Origin of the sequence: Stutzerimonas sp. S1 (assembly GCF_025966695.1) — a bacterium.
Taxonomy (GTDB): domain Bacteria; phylum Pseudomonadota; class Gammaproteobacteria; order Pseudomonadales; family Pseudomonadaceae; genus Stutzerimonas.
Window position 1 is genome coordinate 53,806 of sequence record NZ_JAOEIY010000009.1, and the last position, 18,966, is coordinate 72,771.

Genomic DNA, 18,966 nt, shown 5'->3' on the forward strand with positions numbered 1-18,966 from the left:
GCTTCACCGATTTCCCCCAAAGGCAACAAAGAGAAGGAAAACACCGTGAACCCGGTAACCAAGAAATTTCAATTCGGTCAGTCGACCGTAACTCTCGAGACGGGCCGCATCGCCCGCCAGGCTTCCGGCGCCGTGCTGGTCACCGTCGACGACGACGTCACCGTTCTGGTGACCGTGGTAGGGGCCAAGACCGCCGACCCGAGCAAGGGCTTCTTCCCGCTGTCGGTGCACTATCAGGAAAAGACCTACGCGGCCGGCAAGATCCCCGGTGGTTTCTTCAAGCGTGAAGGCCGTCCTTCCGAGAAGGAAACCCTGACCTCGCGTCTGATCGATCGCCCGATCCGTCCGTTGTTCCCCGAAGGTTTCATGAATGAAGTGCAGGTAGTCTGCACCGTCGTATCCACCAGCAAGAAGACCGATCCGGACATCGCATCGATGATCGGTACTTCTGCGGCGCTGGCCATCTCCGGCATTCCCTTCGATGGCCCGATCGGCGCGGCACGCGTGGCTTTCCATGAAAGCACCGGCTATCTGCTCAACCCGAACTACGAGCAGCTCAAGGCTTCCAGCCTGGACATGGTTGTCGCAGGTACCGAAGAAGCCGTGTTGATGGTCGAATCCGAAGCGCAGGAGCTGACCGAGGATCAGATGCTCGGTGCGGTGCTGTTTGCTCATCAGGAGTTCCAGGCCGTGATTCAAGCCGTCAAGGAGTTCGCCGCAGAGGCTGGCAAGCCGGCCTGGGAGTGGAGCGCACCGGTGGAAAATACCGGCCTGCTGTCCGCCATCAAGGGCGAGTTCGGTGAAGCCATTTCTCAGGCGTACACCATTACCATCAAGCAGCAGCGTTATGCCCGTCTGGACGAGCTGCGCGAGCAGGTGGTCGCCCGGTTCGCCGGTGAAGGTGAAGGCCAGCCGTCGGTCTCCGAGGTGAAGGACGCGTTCGGTCTGCTCGAGTACCGCACCGTGCGCGAAAACATCGTCAACGGCAAACCGCGTATCGACGGTCGCGACACTCGCACCGTGCGCCCGTTGAAGATCGAAGTCGGCGTGCTGCCGAAGACTCACGGTTCGGCGCTGTTCACCCGCGGCGAGACCCAGGCGCTGGTGGTTGCTACCCTCGGTACCGCGCGCGACGCCCAGCTGCTCGATACCCTGGAAGGCGAGAAGAAAGATGCCTTCATGCTGCATTACAACTTCCCGCCGTTCTCGGTTGGTGAGTGTGGTCGCATGGGTGGCGCCGGTCGTCGCGAGATCGGTCATGGTCGTCTGGCCCGTCGTGGCGTCGCTGCCATGCTGCCGCGCGATGACGAGTTCCCCTACACCATCCGCGTGGTGTCGGAGATCACCGAATCCAACGGCTCCAGCTCCATGGCTTCGGTCTGCGGTGCTTCGCTGGCACTGATGGATGCCGGGGTACCGATGAAGGCGCCGGTTGCCGGTATCGCCATGGGTCTGGTCAAGGAAGGCGACAAGTTTGCCGTGCTGACCGATATCCTGGGCGACGAAGATCACCTGGGCGACATGGACTTCAAGGTTGCCGGTACCGCCAAGGGTGTGACGGCGCTGCAGATGGACATCAAGATCCAGGGCATCACCGAGGAAATCATGGAGATCGCCCTGGGCCAGGCCCTGGAAGCGCGCCTGAATATCCTCGGCCAGATGAATCAGGTTATCGCTCAGTCGCGTAGCGAGCTGTCGACCAACGCGCCGACCATGCTGGCGATGAAGATCGACCAGGACAAGATCCGCGATGTGATCGGCAAGGGCGGCGCTACCATCCGTGCCATCTGCGAAGAGACCAAGGCTTCGATCGACATCGAAGACGATGGCTCGATCAAGATCTTCGGCGAGACTCGTGAGGCGGCCGAGGCGGCCAAGCAGCGCGTGCTGGGCATCACTGCCGAAGCCGAGATCGGCAAGATTTACGTCGGCAAGGTGGAGCGCATCGTCGACTTCGGTGCCTTCGTCAACATCCTGCCGGGCAAGGACGGTCTGGTGCACATCTCGCAAATCAGCGATCAGCGCATCGAGAAAGTCACCGATGTGCTTAAGGAAGGCCAGGAAGTGAAGGTTCTGGTGCTGGACGTGGACAACCGTGGCCGCATCAAGCTGTCGATCAAGGACGTTGCCGCTGCGGAAGCGTCGGGCGTTTAAGCGAACAGCTTCGACGATCGCAGAAAGGGCCCTTCGGGGCCTTTTTTGTTGCCTGGCAAAAGAGGGTTGCGCGTCACCGTACGTGGAGCGGTCCGAGCGGTCCGAGCAGTTCGAGCGAGTTGATAGATTGCAAGATGCACGTGCCTTCGCGGGTGAACATGCATAGTGCACGTAGGTGTAATTACAGGTATGCGTGTAAGTTATTGAATATAAATGGAATTATTATTTTTCGCGGTTTGGCACGCCGCTTGCGCTTATCACTCCTGAATCCGGGCTCGGAGTAATGCCTGGACACCACGAGAAACAGGAGTGACATCATGAAAAAGATTCAGAACTCTCTTACTGCTGCCGCCGTTACCGCCGCCCTCAGCCTGCCATTGGCCAGCGTAGCACTGGCAGACAACACGCCTGCTATCGAGAAAACCGAAGCCGTCATGCTCGCTACCAATGAGAATGTCGAGCAAGCCAAGGACGCTGTCTCCGATACCTGGATTACCACCAAAGTGAAATCCACGCTGTTGGCTGAAGATGCAACGCCGGGCATGGAAATCGAAGTGGAAACCAAGGATGGTGTCGTTTCGCTCTCGGGTACCGTAGCCACCGAAGCGGAGAAGGAGGCAGCAATCGCCAAGGCCAAGGGCATCAAGGGCGTGCGCGAAGTATCTGCCGATGGCTTGAAGGCCGTCGAGTAACACGCGGCTACCGGAACGCTCCGGTAGGCCTAAACCCCACCTCGCGTGGGGTTTTTTATGCCCTCATGCCTCAGTTTCCGCGCCTGCTGTCGATGCCGCGCAGGCGATTACCCTCGAAGCGCAGGTAGTAGTACATGCCGTGGTTCGGTCCGTATATCCATTCCTCCACCACTACTTCCTGACGGAAACCGTAATCGTCGACTATTTCCTTGTAGCCGATCACCGTGCTGCTGGCGGGGGCACCGCATTTTTCACGGACCTGCGCGGTGCTGGCGTCCAGGCTGACCAGGCGGCTATTGCAGCGGAAGGTCGACGATGCCCAGGTGAGATTGCTGCACAGCAGCAGGGCGAGGAAGGAGAAATATGCGAGAGATCGGTAGGGCATGACGTCTCCTGTTACTGGCCTATCTCGCCCGTTGCGTTTCAATCCGTATTAAACGGTTGCCTTCGAAGGTGAGAATGCTGAGCGTGCCGTTATTCGGTCCGTAAATCCACTCTTCGACAATGAACTCCTGGCGTCCATTGGCGCTAAGGCCATAGCCAACCAGGTCGCGCTGAACGGGCGGGCCGCACTTGCGTTCGACCGCGAAGGCGCGGTCGCCAGTGCTGACCAGTTGGCTGCCACAGCGCAACGTATCGGCGTGAGCCCAGAGCGGTGCGCCTGACAGCAGCAGGCCAAGCAGAATCGCGCGTCCAGGCATGCCTATTCGCTTCCCAGGTGCAGGACGGTAACGACGCGACCGTCATCCTGTGGTTCCGCAATGCCGGTATCGAGCAGGAACACGCGCTCGGCATTCAGACCGTGATCCACGAGGTACCCCTTGATCGCCGCTGCGCGATCGCGGCTGAGGCTGCGCAGCAGGGCGGTGCTTTCGGCCCAGGACGCCAGAACCGCTTCACGCATGCGTTCGGCTCGCTGTTTCTTCTTCAATTCCTTCCACTGTGCGGGTGGTTGTTGCTGCAGGCGACTGCGGTAGATACCTTCGAGCAGGACGCTCTTGTCGTCCTCATCCACCTGAATCAGGCTGGCGTCGGCCGGCACCTTATCGCCGCGCCGTTGCAAGATGCGGTACTGGCTCTCCTGATACTCACGTTGCAACCGCTGCTCCGCGAGCAGCGGACCATCGCTGCTGGTGGCGCTCATACCCTCAACTTCCAGGCGCAGCGTAGGGCGTTGCTGCAGGGCCCGGGCGAGTGTATCGAGCGCCTTGCGCGCCTCACTGTCGAGCTCGCTGCTGCCCGCAGCGAAGGCGATCTGGCTGAGATCTTGATCGCCATCGACCAGGCCGGCGATGAACTTGAACGGTGCCTGTGCGGCGCGCAGCACCAGATTGCGCAGGGTCTGCCAGACAATCGGCATGACGCTGAACTGTGGATCATTGAGGTTACCGGTGACCGGCAGCTCAATGGAAATCGTGCCTTTGGTGTCCTTCAGCAGCGCCACCGCCAGGCGAATCGGTAGATCCACAGCGTTCGGGCTGTCGACCTTTTCGCCGAGCTGCAACTGTTCGAGCACCACCTTGTTCTCAGCGTTGAGCTGTCCTTGCTGGATGCGGTAATGCAGGTCGAGGTTGAGGCGGCCCTTGCGAATACGGTAACCGGCGAACTTGCTGGAATAGGGTGTCAGCGTGGTCAATTCGACTTGCTTGAAGCTGGTGGCGATGTCCAGACGCTGCAGTGGATCGAATGGCGTCAGTTGGCCCTTGATGCTGACGGGCGCGTAGCGATCCACCTTGCCCTTGATGTTGACCGCCGCCGGCGTCTGCCGCTGATTGTCAAGCGTGCCGACCCGTCCGTTGAGCTCCTGGATCGCCGTGGCGAAGGGCGGGCGCAAGCTGAGGTCGGCGAAGTTGGCCGACCCGTCGGCGATGGTGATTTCGCCGATGTGTAGCGCCAGCGGGGGGCCTGCTGGCGCGGTGTCGGCTTTCTGCTCTGCGTTCGCAGCCTCGGGTTGCTGGATCAGCAGATCGTTGAGGTTGGTGGTCAGGTCCGGATTGATGATGAAGCGGGCATACGGCTGATTGAGCTGCACCTTGGCGATGCTCAGACTTTGTGGATGGCGGTAATCGATGCCGTCCAGATGCAGGCGCTCCCATTTGGCAAGGTCGCGATTGCCAATGGTGTCGAGCGTGTGCAGCTGGGTGATATCGGCCTCGCCGGTGATCGAGAAGGCCAGCGGCGTGCTGCTTTGCAGTTCGGCGGCAAGCCGGCTGTCGAGCAGCCCGCTTCGCAGCTCGAGATGCATGAATGGGCTGAGATAGGCCTGGGCGATGCGCAGGTCGATATCGCGGGTGGTGATCGCCAGCGTGCCGCTGGCTGGGCTCAGCTGCAGCTGCCCTTCGGCCTGCAGCGCGCCCTGAGGGCCGATCCCGGTTTGTGCGGCGAGCTGGAAGGGCGAAGTGCCGAGGCTGTCGAAGTCGCGCACATCGACATTGAGCGGGCCGACGTCTAAAGCGACATCCTGCTCGGGAACCCGGTCGGCGAGGTGGATGCGGTAGTCACGCAGCTGCGCGTCGCGCAACAGCACCTGCCAGGGCCGTTTGGTCTCAGGCGCGGCGTCTGCCTCGGACGGCGGCTGCGGTGCCGGAGCCGGCGAAGCCGCGAAGAGTGTCTGCCAGTCGAGCGTACCGTCGGCCTCGCGGGCGGCCCAGGTTTCCAGGTTGCTGCTGCGCAGGGTGCCGATGGTAACGCGCTGCTCGGCCAGATCCAGCGAGGTGTTGCCGACCTCCAGCCGCTCCAGACGGATCAGAGCCTTGTCGTCGGGACCGTCGATTGCCAGTGGGGCCAGCGTGAGCGCCCCATCTTCCAGGTTGAGCACGGTTCCTTCGCTCAGATCCAGGCGGTAGGCGGTGCTCAGGTCCAGACGGCCCTCCTGCAATCGTAGCGGGACCACGTCGTGCACGTAGGGCCAGATGTCCTTGAGTGGCAGGCCGTCGACCTGCAATTGCCCGCTGGAGGCTATCGGCGCGAGGCTGAACTGGCCCTGCCAGGCGATGCGGCCGCCGCTCGCTCCGTTGGCAACGAGACTGGCGTCGGCGCTGCCGTCGGAACGGGTCGCCAGGTTGTGCAGCTCGACGTTCAGCGCATCGTAGCGCAGGTTGATCGGTTCGCTCGGGCGCAGGTCCTGAAAGGCGACATCGCCGTCGGCCAGCAGTAGGCGGTCGATACGCAGGGGGAAGACCTCGCTGTCGTCCTTTGCTTCTGGTTCCGGGGTTTGCGGCAGCTTGAACAGGCGGGACAGATTGAGCGCGCCGTCCCGGTCGAACAGCACCTGCACCGATGGGCGGTTGAGCTCGACGTCGGCAAGGTGCAGCGTGCGCCGCCACAGGCTGTCCCAGGACAGGTTGATATAGAGTCGTTCAAATGCCACCTGCCTGGCTTCGGGTGCGCCAATGTGCAGGTTGAATGCGCTCAGCTCGAGGCTGAACGGATTCAGCTCGATACGCTCCAGCGTGGCCGGCGTAGTGGCATAGCGTGCTAGCTGCTGGTTGGCGATGCGTTGGGCAACGCCAGGAAGAATGAGAAAGCCGAGCAGGCAGTAGCAGACCAGAACGCTCACTGCTCCGATGAGCGCACGCTTCATTCCGTTGGGCATGTCCGGGGGGATTCCTGGCAGTTGGTTGCCTTGGAGTATGGCACGACCTGCAGGTTCCTCTTGCGATACAGCTCAGTAAACCGGTTGCAAGGCTCTAGCTCGGTGGCAGCCCCATGCGTCGACGGGCGCGATGCACGGAGCCGTTGCGCACTGCCCAGCGCAGCAGCGGCGCGCTGGCGTTGACGCCCGCCTGGATTGCCTGACGTCGGGATTGGCCGAAGTCGAGGCCGTACAGCGCCCCGGCCCATTGAGGCAGCAGCTCAATCCCCGCCTGCATCATCAGGGCGCCAAACGGCCTCGCCAGGTGGCTTGGCGATGGCGCGGCCCGCAGGATGTCGAGGAGTTCGCGACAGCGTTCGTCGCATTGCAGGGCAGGGCGGATGCTGGCGAAATAGGCAGCGACTTCGGCGCGCGAGCGCGGCACTTGTCGCGCACCGAGGTGTTCGGCGATCAAGGCAACCTCGGCGTAATAGCGATCCTGTCGGTCAGCCGGTAATGCCGGGTCGCGATAACGCAGATAGGCGCTGAGGAAACTGCTCACCTCGGCCACGTGCACCCAGGTCAGCAGCTCCGGGTCGGATGCCGCGTAAGGCGTGCCGTCGGCAGTCTGCCCTCGCACCTGAATATGGACCTTCCTGACCCGCGCCAGCAGACGTTCGGCATCGGCGCGGCTGCCGTAGGTGGTTGCCGCGATGAACTGGCCGGTGCGCCGTAATCGACCCAGCAGATCGCTGCGAAAATTGGAGTGATCCCACACGCCAGCCAGTGCCAGCGGATGCAGCGCCTGCAGCAGCGCGCTGATGCCTCCGGCGAGCATGCATGTGAAGTCGCTATGGACCTGCCAGCAGGCCGAGTCGGGGCCGAACAGGCCGGGCTCTCCGGGTGGGTTCTCGTAGTCGATGCCGCCGAGCGCCAGGCCGGTGAGGCCGAGCACCTGGGATTCTATATGGCGGCGAATGAAGTCCATGCGAAGGAGGCGGCTGAGTGGAAGGGCGTGCAGACCGTAACGGTCTGCACGAGGAAGGCTTCCATCCGCCGCTGCGCGCCGGATGAAGAGGGCGTTAGCCGCGGTGCCGGCCGCGGAAGAAGTCGATCAGGCCTTGGGTCGACGCGTCTTCGGCCGGCGGGCTGTCATAGCCGGTCAGGCGACCGTAGACGCCTTTGCCGAGATCCTTGCCCAGCTCTACCCCCCACTGGTCGAAGGAGTTGATGCCCCAGATGACGCCCTGTACGAACACCTTGTGCTCATAGAGTGCGATCAGCGCACCCAGGCGTCCTGGGCTGATGCTTTCCAGCACCAGCGTATTACTTGGGCGATTGCCGGGGATCACCTTGTGCGGTGCCAGGCGCTGTACTTCTGCCTCCGGGAGGCCCTTGGCGCGCAATTCGGCCTCGGCCTCGGCGCGTGTCTTGCCGAGCATCAGCGCCTGGCTTTGCGACAGGCAGTTGGCGTACAGCCACTCCTGGTGATCGGCGACCGGGTTATGGCTGACCACCGGCACGATAAAGTCGGCGGGAATCAGCGGGGTGCCCTGGTGCAGCAGCTGGTGGTAGGCGTGCTGGCCATTGCAGCCGACACCGCCCCAGATCACCGGTCCGGTGGTACAGGAGACAGGTGTGCCGTCCTGGCGCACGCTCTTGCCGTTGGACTCCATATCCATCTGCTGCAGGTGTTTGACGAAGTTGCGCAGGTAGTGATCGTAGGGCAGGAACGCGTAGCTCTGCGCACCCCAGAAGTTGTGGTACCAGATGCCGAGCATCGCCAGCAGGACCGGCATATTGCTTTCGAATGGCTCGTGGAGGAAGTGCTGGTCCATGCTGTAGGCGCCGGAAAGCAGATCCTTGAAGTTGTGCATGCCGATGGCCAGGGCAATGGGCAAGCCGATCGCCGACCAGAGCGAGTAGCGACCGCCGACCCAGTCCCACATCGGGAAGATGTTTTTCTCGCGGATACCGAAATCGATCGCTGCCTGCTTGTTGCTGGTCACGGCGATGAAGTGGCGGTAGAGCTTTTCCTCGGTGCCGCCACGGGCCAGGTACCAAGTCCGCGCGGCCTGAGCGTTCTTCAGCGTTTCCAGGGTGCCGAACGACTTGCTGGACACGATGAACAGCGTGGTTTCGGCATTGAGGTTGGCGGTTACCTCACGGAATTCGCTGCCATCGATATTGGCCAGGTAATGGCAGCGCACGCCGGATTGCTGGGTGAAGGGCAGCAGCGCTTCGGATACCAGCTGCGGGCCGAGGAAGGAGCCACCGATGCCGATGTTTACCACGTCGGTGATCGGCTTGTCGTTGTAGCCGCGCCACAGGTGGTTGTGAATGCGTCCGACGATGTCGGTCATCTGCGCCAGCGCGGTGTGCACTTCGCGCATGAGATTTACGCCATTGACGACCAGGTTGTCGCCCATTGGCCGGCGCAGTGCTGTGTGCAATGCCGGGCGATTCTCCGAGGCATTCACCGGTTCGCCGTTGAACATGGCGTGGGCGGCTTGCTCGACGCCCGCCTCGCGCGCCAGGTTGACCAGCAGCGTACGGGTTTCGGGAGTGATGAGATTTTTCGAGTAGTCGAGAAACAGGCCGCAGCAGGAAACCGACAGTTCTTCGAAGCGCGCCGGGTCGGCAGCGAAGGCCTCACGCATGTTGAAGTGCTGCATGGCCAGGCGATGTTCTTCCAGGACATTCCAGGATGACAGCGTGGTGACATCGAGCGGGTGCTGGTAATAGCTCATGGTGATGCGGCTTCCTTTGCGTTGACGGGCCATGAAGACGTTGCGGCTCCGGGCGCAGGGATCATGCGCCACGCGCTGCATGGGCTTCAACAGCCGTTTGATGGTGCTGGCACAGCGACATTCGTTGCGCGTGCGGGCGCTATGGCCGGCGGCGGTATCGACCTGGCCGGCCGCGCTGCTCCCGTGCCGTTAGCGACTGCTCTGACCTGCGAAACGGCTGCGGTGTTCCGTTCGCCCCGCGGCGCCCGACCATGAAAAAGCCCGAAGCGTGGTGTGCGCTTCGGGCTGGAGGTATGCGGTGCTGTCGGTGCCTTCAGGCGACCTGGACCGGAATCGCGTTGCTGGTATGGCTGAGATCGCCATCGGCGCCCATGTACAGGACGTGGGGCTTGAAGTTGGCCAGCTCGGCCTCGCTGTAGTGCGCATAGGTGCAGATGATCAGGCGATGGCCAACCCCTGCCTTGTGCGCAGCGGCGCCGTTGACGGAAATGATCTTCGAGCCTTCCTCGCCACGAATGGCATAGGTGGTGAAGCGCTCGCCGTTGTCGACGTTGTAGATCTGGATCTGTTCGTACTCACGGATTCCGGCTAGGTCGAGCCAGTCGCCGTCGATGGCACAGGAGCCTTCGTAGTCGAGCACTGAGTGAGTCACCACGGCGCGGTGCAGTTTTGCCTTGAGCATGATGGCGTGCATGGCAGGGTCCTCCGGTGCGCAAGCGGCGCAGAGTGTGCCCGAAGCCCCGAGTGTGATCAAGGCCATTGGGCGGGCGGTTACTTGGCTGGCGACGTGAGATCGACCAGCAGATTGTCCAGCAGACGAGTCTTGCCGAGGAAGGCTGCCACCAGGATGACCAGCTCGTGAGAGGCATCGCTGATCGGCTGCAGGTCGGGCGCATTGCGAATCTCCAGATAGTCCGGACGCAGTCCAGCTGCCTGCAGTTGCGCGAGGCCACGGTCGATCAGCGCGGTGTAGTCGCGTTGTCCGCCGAGTACGGCCTCCTTCATATCACAGAGCGTGCGATACAGCGCTGGCGCGCTGGCGCGCTCCTCGGCACTGAGGTAGCCGTTGCGCGATGAAAGTGCCAGCCCATCCTCGGCGCGCACGATCGGCTCGGAAATGATCTGCACCGGCATATTGAGGTCGCGCACCATGGTGCGGATCACCGCCAGTTGCTGGAAGTCCTTCTGGCCGAACACGGCCAAGTCCGGCAGGACCATGTTGAACAGCTTCGTCACCACCGTGGACACACCATCGAAATGGCCTGGACGACTGGCACCGCACAATCCTTCGGATACGCCAGGGACGCGTACGATGGTCTGCTGCTCCTGGCCGTGCGGGTACATTTCCTCCACGCTGGGGGCGAACAGCAGGTGACAGCCGGCCTCGAACAGCTTGTCCTGATCAGCTGCCAGGGTGCGTGGATAGTTGGCCAGGTCTTCGTTGGGGCCGAACTGCAGCGGATTGACGAAGATGCTGGCGACCACGAAGTCGGCACGCTGGCCGGCTTTCTTCACCAGGGCGATATGCCCGGCGTGCAGGTTGCCCATGGTCGGCACGAAGCCGATCCGCTTGCCTTCGCCACGGGCACGCGCGACGGCGGCACGCAGGTCAGCGATGGTCTTGACGATGTTCATGCGGAGAAACCGTGTTCGGCTGCGGGGAATTCGATGGCCTTGACCGCCTTCACGTAGGCGGCGATGGCGGAGGGGATGTCGCCGTGCTCGCGCATGAAGTTCTTCACGAACTTCGGCACGCGGCCGCTGAGCGACAGGCCGAGCATGTCGTGCAAGACCAGAACCTGGCCGTCGGTGTCGCTGCCGGCACCAATGCCGATCACCGGAATGCGCACCGCCTGGGTGATTCGGGCTGCCAGCTCGCTGGGCACACACTCGAGCAACAGCATGGCGGCGCCGGCGGCTTCCAGCGCCTGGGCGTCGGCCAGCATCTGCTGTGCCTGCGCTTCCTCGCGGCCTTGGACTTTGTAGCCACCGAAGATGTTTACGGCCTGTGGCGTCAAGCCCATGTGCGCGCATACCGGGATGCCGCGCTCGGCGAGCAGGGTAATGGATTCGGCCAGCCAGGCTGTGCCCTCGAGCTTGATCATGTGCGCGCCGGCCTGCATCAGCAGTGCCGAGTTGTTCAGGGTCTGCTCGGTGGTGGCGTTGGCCATGAACGGCAGGTCGGCGACGATCATCGCGCCGCGGTTACCGCGTTTGACGCTGGCGGTGTGGTAGGCCATATCGGCCACGGTAACCGGCAGCGTGCTGTCGTGACCTTGCAGGACCATGCCCAGCGAGTCGCCAATCAGCAGCATCTCGACGCCAGCATCGCAGGCAGTCTTGGCGAAGGTGGCGTCGTAGCAGGTGAGCATGACGATCTTCTCGCCCTTCTGCTTGAGGCCTTGCAGCGTGGTCAGGGTTACGTCTGGCATTGATGCCGTCCTCTTCGAGCCTCTGAGAGATCACGGTTGCCGGTTGCGGCGCTTCGACGCGCTGCGCACCAGCAGAGGGCGCTTATAGTCCGGTCGGCGACTGGCTAAGTCAATCGTGAGTGTTACCCGGTTGTTACGCTCGTTACCGAAGCGGTTACACGCGGTCCCTAAGGCGCTCGAGTCCGGTGAATGGGCAGGCGGCCAACAGATCACTGAGGGTGCGGCCATCGGCCAGACGCAGATCGGTCGGCGCCACATCGGCGAGCGGATAGAGCACAAAAGGCCGTGCCTGCAGATGATAGTGCGGCACTTGCAGGCGCGGCTCGTCGATTAGCCGCTCGCCGAACAGCAGGATGTCCAAGTCCAGTGTGCGCGGCCCCCAGCGCTCGGCCTTACGCTCGCGCCCTTGGGCCAGTTCGATCGCCTGCAGAGCGTCAAGCAGCGCGATAGGCGTGAGCGTGGTGTCCAGCGCCGCCACGGCATTTACATAGCGCGGCTGATCGGGCGGGCCGAGCGGATCGCTGGCATAGAGTGACGAAACGGCCGCAAGGGTGCTCTGTGGGAGTTCCGCCAGTGCGCGTAGCGCGCTGCGTAGCTGTTGCAGCGGTTCGGCCAGGTTGCTGCCCAGGCCGATGTAGACACGTTCCATCTTATTCAGCCGGAGTGCTCGCGCCGGGGCTGCGTCGACGGCGCCCGCCGCTGCGGCGACGCTTGCGCGGTGCGCTGTCGTCCTTGCTGCCGAGATTGCGGATCATGACGCGCCGCTCGCTGTCGCTGGCTTCCTGGTAGTCGGTCCACCAGTCACCCAGGCCATGGGTCTGTTCGCCGGCGCTTTCGCGCAGCAGCAGGAAATCGTAGCCGGCGCGGAAGCGTGGATTTTCCAGCAGCTGGTCAGCGCGGCGGCCCTGCCTGCGTGGCAGACGCTCCTGCATGTCCCAGATCTCGCGCATGGGGATGGTGAAGCGCTTGGGAATCGCGGTGCGCTGGCACTGCTCCCAGATGATGTCGTGAGCGGCTTCCTGCATCGCCGGAATCGGTGGCATGCCGCGGTCCTGCAGTTCCAATACGCGGGCCGGCAGGGCGGGCCAGAGTAGGGCTGCGAAGAGGAAGGCCGGTGTCACTGGTTTGCCCTGCTGAATGCGCAGATCGGTGTTAGCCAGCGCGTTGCGGATCAGCGTGCCGGCATATTCGGGATTGCGCTCCAGCGCCGCGGCGCTGGCTGGGAACAACGGGGCGAACAGATCGTATTCGAGCAGCAGCTCGAAGGTGCGCTCGGCCTTGCCACCCAGGAACAGTTTGAGTGTCTCGTCGAACAGGCGGGCGGACGGAATGCCATCGAGCAGGTCGGCCAGGTCGGCGATGGGCTCGGCGCTGTGACGCTCAATCTCGAAGTCGAGCTTGGCGGCGAAGCGCACCGCACGCAGCATGCGCACAGGGTCTTCCTGATAGCGCTGCTCGGGGTCGCCGATCAGACGGATCAGGCGGTTGCGAATGTCATGCACGCCGTGGGTATGGTCGAGGATGCGCTCGCTGGTCGGATCGTAATACAGCGCGTTGATGGTGAAATCGCGGCGCTGGGCATCGTCATCGAGAGTGCCGTAGATGTTGTCGCGCAAGATCCGCCCGCTTTCATTGCGGGAGGCCAGGTGGCTGGCGTCGTCGTCATCCTCTTCCGGGTGATTGGCGCGGAAGGTGGCCACCTCAATGATCTCGCGACCGAAATGCACATGCACCAGCTTGAAACGCCGTCCGATGACTCGAGCGTTGCGGAACTCGGCGCGTACCTGCTCGGGGGTTGCGCTGGTCGCGACGTCGTAGTCCTTCGGGTTCAGTTCCAGTAGCAGATCGCGAACGCAGCCACCTACCACGTAGGCCTCATAGCCTGCCTGCTGCAGCCGCTCGACCACGCTGACCGCGTGCCGGCTGATCTCGCTGCGCTGCAGTGAGTGCTGCCGACTGGACAGTATTTCGGGTGTGCGACGAGCGTGCGGGATGCGGCGCAGAGGTAATCGAAAAGACTGGAACAGCTTTTTCAGCATGGGAAGCACTGTGTGGCGAAAGGACGGTTGGCGTGCGGGAGAACCGCGAAACCTGCGCGGATTCTAGCATCGGGAGGCGAGGATGGTGAACGAAGCAGAGGAGGGTGTCAAAAAGCGTGGCCTGATAAGCACTGAGGGGAGCCGAAGCTCCCCTCATAAAGATGTCGCGTGCTTTGTTGTTATTGGTATTCAGGCGTGTTGTTCTTGTTGTTTCGCCTGCTCCTTCCGGCCATCGCCGTCAGGAAGGTTCCTACCGTGGGAACCAATAGCAAACGGATTTCTTTGGTCGCTGAGTTGCCAGTGATCGATGATCCAACCAGTACGGGCCCTGCTCTATGCAGTTTTTGTTGTTCTCGGCCTGGTCGCGGGGTGAACCCCCCCGGGCAAATCCTCTCCAAAAGAATCAGTTAGCTGCGTCTCCGCCTTCTTGTCGTTGTTTTGCTGGAGTCGTTACGTTTTGTTCTTGTTATGGGTCTGCTTGTTATTGTTGTTGTGCCGGATATAAAGCAGTTGTCGTGCCAGATTTGAAAAATCGTTATTTATCAGCTTGTTAGAAATTTATATGCGGCGAGTGTGCCTAAAAAAGCGGGAGCACCGTTACCGATGCTCCCGCTTTTGTTACGGCCGCGAACGCGCCGGTAACAACCTCAGCCGGTCGCGGTACTGGATTTTCGGCGCGGGATACCCAGACGCTGGCGTCGTTCCCACAGGCACTTTCGGCTGATGCCAAGCTTGCGGGCTAGTTCGGTCTCGGTCATGTGATCCTGATGCTCGAGCACGAAGTGCTGGAAGTAGTCTTCCAGCGACAGGTCTTCGGTGGGTTCGTTGCTCGCGTTGGATAGCAGCGGAGAGCAAGGCTCGTCGAATTCGTCTTCCAGGCCGTCGAGTTCGATATCGATGCCCAGCAGTTCGGCGTCGATTTCTGCGCTCTCGCTGAGAATGGCTGCGCGTTCAATGGCGTTCTCCAGCTCCCGCACGTTGCCTGGCCAGGGGTAATGGCGGATCGCCTGTTCAGCGTCGCGGGAAAAGTGCATGTCGTCGTTGCCCATGCGTTGGCCCTGGCGGGCGAGGAAAGCCTTGGCGATTTCCAGTACATCGTTGCCACGCTCGCGCAGCGGGGGCAGTTTCAGTGCGATGACGTGCAGGCGGTAATAGAGGTCTTCGCGAAACTGCCCGGTCTTGGCCAGCGTCTTGAGATCGCGATGGGTGGCCGCGATCAGGCGGACGTCGACCTTCTGTGACTGCACCGAGCCGACGCGGCGGATCTCGCCTTCCTGCAGTACGCGCAGCAGGCGCGCCTGCGCTTCCAGTGGCAGTTCGCCGATCTCGTCGAGGAACAGTGTGCCGCCGTCGGCCGCCTCGACCAGCCCGGCGCGGCCGGCGCTGGCGCCGGTGAATGCACCCTTCTCGTGACCGAAGAGTTCGGATTCGATCAGGGTTTCCGGAATGGCCGCGCAGTTCACCGAGATCATCGGTGCCTTGGTCCGCCGCGACAGATTGTGTAGCGCACGGGCGACCAGTTCCTTGCCGGTGCCGGATTCACCCTGGATCAGGACATTGGAGTCGGTCGGAGCAACCTTGCGGATCTTGCCGAACAGGTCGAGCATCGCCGGGCTGCTGCCGATGATGCCGATGTCGCCGTGAGCGCTGGTTACCGGTGCTCCGGCCGTATCTGCAGCGACTGTTACCGGTGCGCTGGCACACTCCTGGCGGTCGCGCAGAATGCGCGCGACAGTCTGCAGCATCTCGTCATGGTCGAACGGTTTGGCGATGTAGTCCACCGCGCCCATCTTCATTGAGTCCACCGCCGAGCGCAGGCTGGCGTAGCTGGTCATGATCAGCACCGGCGTGCCTTCGGCCAGTTTGATCAGTTCGGTACCCGGTGCGCCGGGCAGGCGTAGGTCACTGACGATGAGATCGAAACCGGGAATGCTGAAGCGCTCTTGCGCTTCCTGCACCGAACCGGCTTCGCTGACCTCGTACTGGTTGCGTTCGAGGAGGCGCCGCAGGGCGGAGCGGATGATGGTTTCGTCTTCGACGATCAGAATGTGTGACATCAGTACTCTCTCGACGGTCTGAAGGCGGAGCCGGCACTTGGCCGGTACGACGGTCGCCTCTTCAACTTACGGCATGTGACGCTTCGACATGCCGCGGCAGGGTGATGCGAAAACGGGTGCCGCGTTGTGTTTCCGGGTCGGCCGGGCTGTCGATATCGATCTGGCCATAATGCTCTTCCACGATCGAATAGACCAGCGCAAGGCCCAGCCCGGTCCCTTCGCCGGGGTCTTTGGTCGTGAAGAACGGCTCGAACAGACGACCCTGGATCTCCTTGGAAATGCCACTGCCCTCATCCTCGACGATCAGATACACCGTCTGCTCGGCGACTTCGCTGCTGACGCGGATGGTGCCGCCTGGCGGCGAGGCGTCGCGGGCATTGGACAGCAAGTTGATCAGCACCTGGGCGAGGCGTTGCGGATCGCCCTCGGCCAGGTGTTCGGGGGCACAGAGGTTGAAGAACTGCACTTCGGTACGGTTCTTGTTCAGCGAGAGCAGGGCGATGGCTTCCTGGGTGATCTGGGCCAGGCTGACCGGATAGGCCCGCTGCTGACGTTCGCCGGCATGGGCAAAGCTCATCAGTGACTGGACGATGCGCGATACGCGCTTGGTCTGCTCGATGATCTGGTTGCTGGTTTCGGTGATCTCGGCATCGCTTTCGCGTTCTTCGCGCAGGTTCTGCGCCAGGCAGGCGATGCCGGTGATGGGGTTGCCGATCTCGTGGGCGACCCCGGCGGCGAGACGACCGATACTGGCCAGGCGTTCGGAGTGCACCAGACGGTCTTCCAGTTCCTGAGTTTCGGTCAGGTCCTCGATCAGCAGCACCAGCCCACTGTTGCCGGGCGCCAGCGGTTCGGCGATCGCCGCCTTGTGCAGATTGAGGCAGCGCCGGTGGCCGTTGAACGAAAGCCGCTGCTTGTGCAGGTGCTCGTCAGGTTGACGGATGAAGCCCTCCAAGAGGCTTTTCCAGGGCTCGGCAATGGAGGGCAGGCGTGAGCCGACTACCTGTAGCGCCGGGATGTCGGTGAGCTCCTCCAGCGCCTTGTTCCACATGAGGATTTCCTGATCCTTGGCCAGCGAGCAGACGCCCATCGGCAGCTCCTGCAGGGTTTGGCGGTGATAGCGGCGCAGGGCGTCGAGTTCGGCGGCCAGTCCGGTCAGGCGCGAGTGGTACTCCTCCAGGCGGTTCTCGATGAAGTGGATGTCCTCGGTGACATAGCCTTCACTGGCGCTCTTGTAGGGCAGGAAGTTTTCGACGATGTCCTGAGCGACGCTCGGCCCCATCAGTCCGGAGAGGTTGGCTTCGATGCGGTCGCGCAGGCGGCGCAGGGCATACGGACGGTGTTCGTCGAACGGCAGCTGCAGGTCGCGCAGCGCCTGTTCGACTTCGCGCTGTGCGGTCTTGGCGCCGAGCGGTTTGGCCAGCTGGGTGGCGAACTCCTGTGGCGAGGCGGCCAGCAGCTCACGGCGCTGCGGTCGCCGTACATTCTCCACGGCGCAAGCCTCGGCCGCGCTCTGCTCCTCGGCACTGGTGTCGGTGAACAGGGAAATCAGGGTGAAGGCCAGTACGTTGATCGCCAGCGAGGCGATCGCCGCCAGGTGCCAGCTGGTGTCGTCCAGTACGTAGACGACGTTGAACAGCGGAATGTAGAAGCCGTCCAGATTGCCCACCAGCGGCAGCAGCATGGTCACCACCCAGACGCCGATGCCAGCCAGCAACCCGGCGATATAACCGCGCCGGTTTGCAGTGGGCCAGTAGAGCACTGAAAGCACGCCGGGAAGGAACTGCAGGGTGGCGACGAAGGCGACGATGCCGAGGTTGGACAGGTCCTGCTCGGCACCGAGCAGCAGGTAGAAGCCGTAACCGGCCATGATGATGGCGAAGATCAGGCTGCGTCGCGTCCATTTCAGCCAGCGGTAGATGTTGCCCTCGCTGCGTGGCTGGTAAAGCGGCAGTACCAGGTGGTTGAGTGCCATGCCCGACAGCGCCAGGGTGCTGACGATGATCAGGCCGCTAGAGGCGGACAGTCCGCCGACGAAGGCGATGAGGGCCAGGGTTTCGTTCTGCGCGGTGATCCCCAGGCCCAGGGTGAAGTATTCCGGATTGGTACTGACGCCGAGCTTCAGGCCGGCCCAGAGGATCAGCGGCACCGCCAGACTCATCAGTAGCAGATACAGCGGCAGACCCCAACTGGCGCTCACCAGTGCGCGAGGGTTGAGGTTCTCGGCGAAGGTCATGTGGTACATGTGCGGCATCACGATGGCCGAGGCGAAGAACACCAGCAGCAGGGTGCGCCACGGCCCTTCCTGCAGCGGCGTGTGCAACGCTTCGAGCGCCGACTGGTTCTGCAGCAGCCAGATCTCCAGCTGGTGTGGCCCGCCGAAGACCACATAGAGCGCATACAGGCCGATCGCGCCGAAGGTGATCAGCTTGACCACCGACTCGAATGCAATGGCGAAGACCAGCCCTTCGTGTTTCTCGCGCGCGGCGATGTGGCGTGCGCCGAAGAGGATGGTAAACAGCATGATCAGCACGCAGTAGCCGAGGGCGACGCGTTCCTGCATCGGTTCCAGCGTGAGAATGCCGATGGCATCGGCCACCGCCTGGATCTGCAACGCCAGCAGCGGCAGCATGCCGATCAGCATGACGACCGTGGTCAGTGCGCCGGCCCAGGTGCTGCGGAAGCGGAACGCGAACAGGTCGGCCAGCGAGGCCAGCTGATAGGTGCGGGTGATGCGCAGGATCGGATAGAGCAGCACCGGTGCCAGCAGGAAGGCCCCGCACACGCCCAGATAGGTCGCGAGGAAACCGTAGCCATATTGGTAGGCCAGGCCCACCGTGCCGTAGAAGGCCCAGGCGCTGGCGTAGACTCCCAGCGAGAGGGTGTAGGTCAGTGGGTGGCGGATGATCCAGCGCGGGATCAGTCCGCGCTCGCTGACCCAGGCGACGCCGAACAGGGTCAGCAGATAGGCGGCGCTGATCAGGATCAGCTGACTCAGGCTAAAGCTCGTCTGCATCGCGCTGGCTCTGGAGTATGAAAGTCACCACGATGAGGATCAGCCACAGCAGGTAGGGCCGATACCAGGCGCCGTTGGGGTCGATCCACCAGTCCATGATCGCTGGAGAGAACAGATAGATCCCCACCACTAGGAGCAGCACCAGTCGGTAGATGTACATGCCGGGTCTCGTGTCGGAAGTGTGGCGATGGTAATGGAAGTGGCCTGAGTGCGGCCACCGGCACGCGGTGCTGGCTGGTTGCGCCACGCTAG

At 62.6% G+C, this 18,966-nt stretch carries 14 protein-coding genes and 1 pseudogene; 2 read left to right on the forward strand and 13 right to left on the reverse strand.

The annotated features are described in order from the left end of the window. Positions 1-45: 45 nt before the first annotated feature. Both pnp and N8H22_RS18875 read left to right on the forward strand, forming a co-directional pair. Positions 46-2,154, forward strand: a complete 2,109-nt coding sequence (pnp, locus tag N8H22_RS18870; protein WP_264592028.1) for a polyribonucleotide nucleotidyltransferase — start codon at positions 46-48, stop codon at positions 2,152-2,154. Positions 2,155-2,471: 317 nt separating this feature from the next. Then, positions 2,472-2,846 carry a BON domain-containing protein gene (locus tag N8H22_RS18875; protein ID WP_264592029.1) on the forward strand — a complete coding sequence of 125 codons (375 nt, stop codon included), beginning with the start codon at positions 2,472-2,474 and terminating at the stop codon, positions 2,844-2,846. 70 nt (positions 2,847-2,916) lie between these two features. Here N8H22_RS18875 and N8H22_RS18880 read toward each other — a convergent pair whose 3' ends face one another. The 13 genes and pseudogenes from N8H22_RS18880 to N8H22_RS18940 all read right to left on the reverse strand — a co-directional run bounded on the left by N8H22_RS18880 (position 2,917) and on the right by N8H22_RS18940 (position 18,874). Further along, on the reverse strand, positions 2,917-3,231 hold the full coding sequence (locus tag N8H22_RS18880; RefSeq protein WP_264592030.1) for a DUF2845 domain-containing protein: 315 nt from the start codon (positions 3,229-3,231) through the stop codon (positions 2,917-2,919). Positions 3,232-3,250: 19 nt separating this feature from the next. Beyond that, positions 3,251-3,547 carry a DUF2845 domain-containing protein gene (locus N8H22_RS18885; protein WP_264592031.1) on the reverse strand — a complete coding sequence of 99 codons (297 nt, stop codon included), beginning with the start codon at positions 3,545-3,547 and terminating at the stop codon, positions 3,251-3,253. Between the two features lie 2 nt (positions 3,548-3,549). Then, complete coding sequence (locus N8H22_RS18890; protein WP_264592032.1) at positions 3,550-6,441, reverse strand: DUF748 domain-containing protein; 2,892 nt, start codon at positions 6,439-6,441, stop codon at positions 3,550-3,552. A 94-nt stretch (positions 6,442-6,535) separates the two neighbouring features. Further along, positions 6,536-7,408 carry an oxygenase MpaB family protein gene (locus tag N8H22_RS18895; RefSeq protein ID WP_264592033.1) on the reverse strand — a complete coding sequence of 291 codons (873 nt, stop codon included), beginning with the start codon at positions 7,406-7,408 and terminating at the stop codon, positions 6,536-6,538. 94 nt (positions 7,409-7,502) lie between these two features. Further along, positions 7,503-9,170, reverse strand: coding sequence for a glucose-6-phosphate isomerase (gene pgi / locus N8H22_RS18900; protein WP_264592034.1), 1,668 nt, complete (start codon positions 9,168-9,170; stop codon positions 7,503-7,505). Positions 9,171-9,483: 313 nt separating this feature from the next. Beyond that, positions 9,484-9,864 (reverse strand): aspartate 1-decarboxylase, encoded by a 381-nt coding sequence (panD, locus tag N8H22_RS18905; RefSeq protein WP_008568931.1) that lies wholly within the window; start codon positions 9,862-9,864, stop codon positions 9,484-9,486. Positions 9,865-9,941: 77 nt separating this feature from the next. Further along, positions 9,942-10,805, reverse strand: coding sequence for a pantoate--beta-alanine ligase (gene panC, locus N8H22_RS18910; RefSeq protein WP_264592035.1), 864 nt, complete (start codon positions 10,803-10,805; stop codon positions 9,942-9,944). Further along, the gene (panB, locus tag N8H22_RS18915; RefSeq protein ID WP_264592036.1) at positions 10,802-11,602 is read right to left on the reverse strand and encodes a 3-methyl-2-oxobutanoate hydroxymethyltransferase; all 801 of its coding nucleotides are present in this window, start codon (positions 11,600-11,602) and stop codon (positions 10,802-10,804) included. The genes panC and panB overlap by 4 nt, the downstream gene beginning before the upstream one ends. Positions 11,603-11,724: 122 nt before the next feature. Continuing rightward, a pseudogene (gene folK, locus N8H22_RS18920) lies at positions 11,725-12,251 on the reverse strand (2-amino-4-hydroxy-6-hydroxymethyldihydropteridine diphosphokinase). Position 12,252: 1 nt separating this feature from the next. Next, positions 12,253-13,641, reverse strand: coding sequence for a polynucleotide adenylyltransferase PcnB (locus N8H22_RS18925; protein ID WP_264592038.1), 1,389 nt, complete (start codon positions 13,639-13,641; stop codon positions 12,253-12,255). 647 nt (positions 13,642-14,288) lie between these two features. Further along, entirely contained in the window at positions 14,289-15,698 is a 1,410-nt protein-coding gene (locus N8H22_RS18930; RefSeq protein ID WP_264592039.1) for a sigma-54 dependent transcriptional regulator, read from the reverse strand. 61 nt (positions 15,699-15,759) lie between these two features. Next, positions 15,760-18,714: a sensor histidine kinase gene (locus N8H22_RS18935; protein ID WP_264592040.1), complete on the reverse strand. Its 2,955-nt coding sequence runs from the start codon at positions 18,712-18,714 to the stop codon at positions 15,760-15,762. After that, entirely contained in the window at positions 18,698-18,874 is a 177-nt protein-coding gene (locus tag N8H22_RS18940) for a hypothetical protein (protein ID WP_003095129.1), read from the reverse strand. The genes N8H22_RS18935 and N8H22_RS18940 overlap by 17 nt, the downstream gene beginning before the upstream one ends. Positions 18,875-18,966 lie beyond the last annotated feature (92 nt).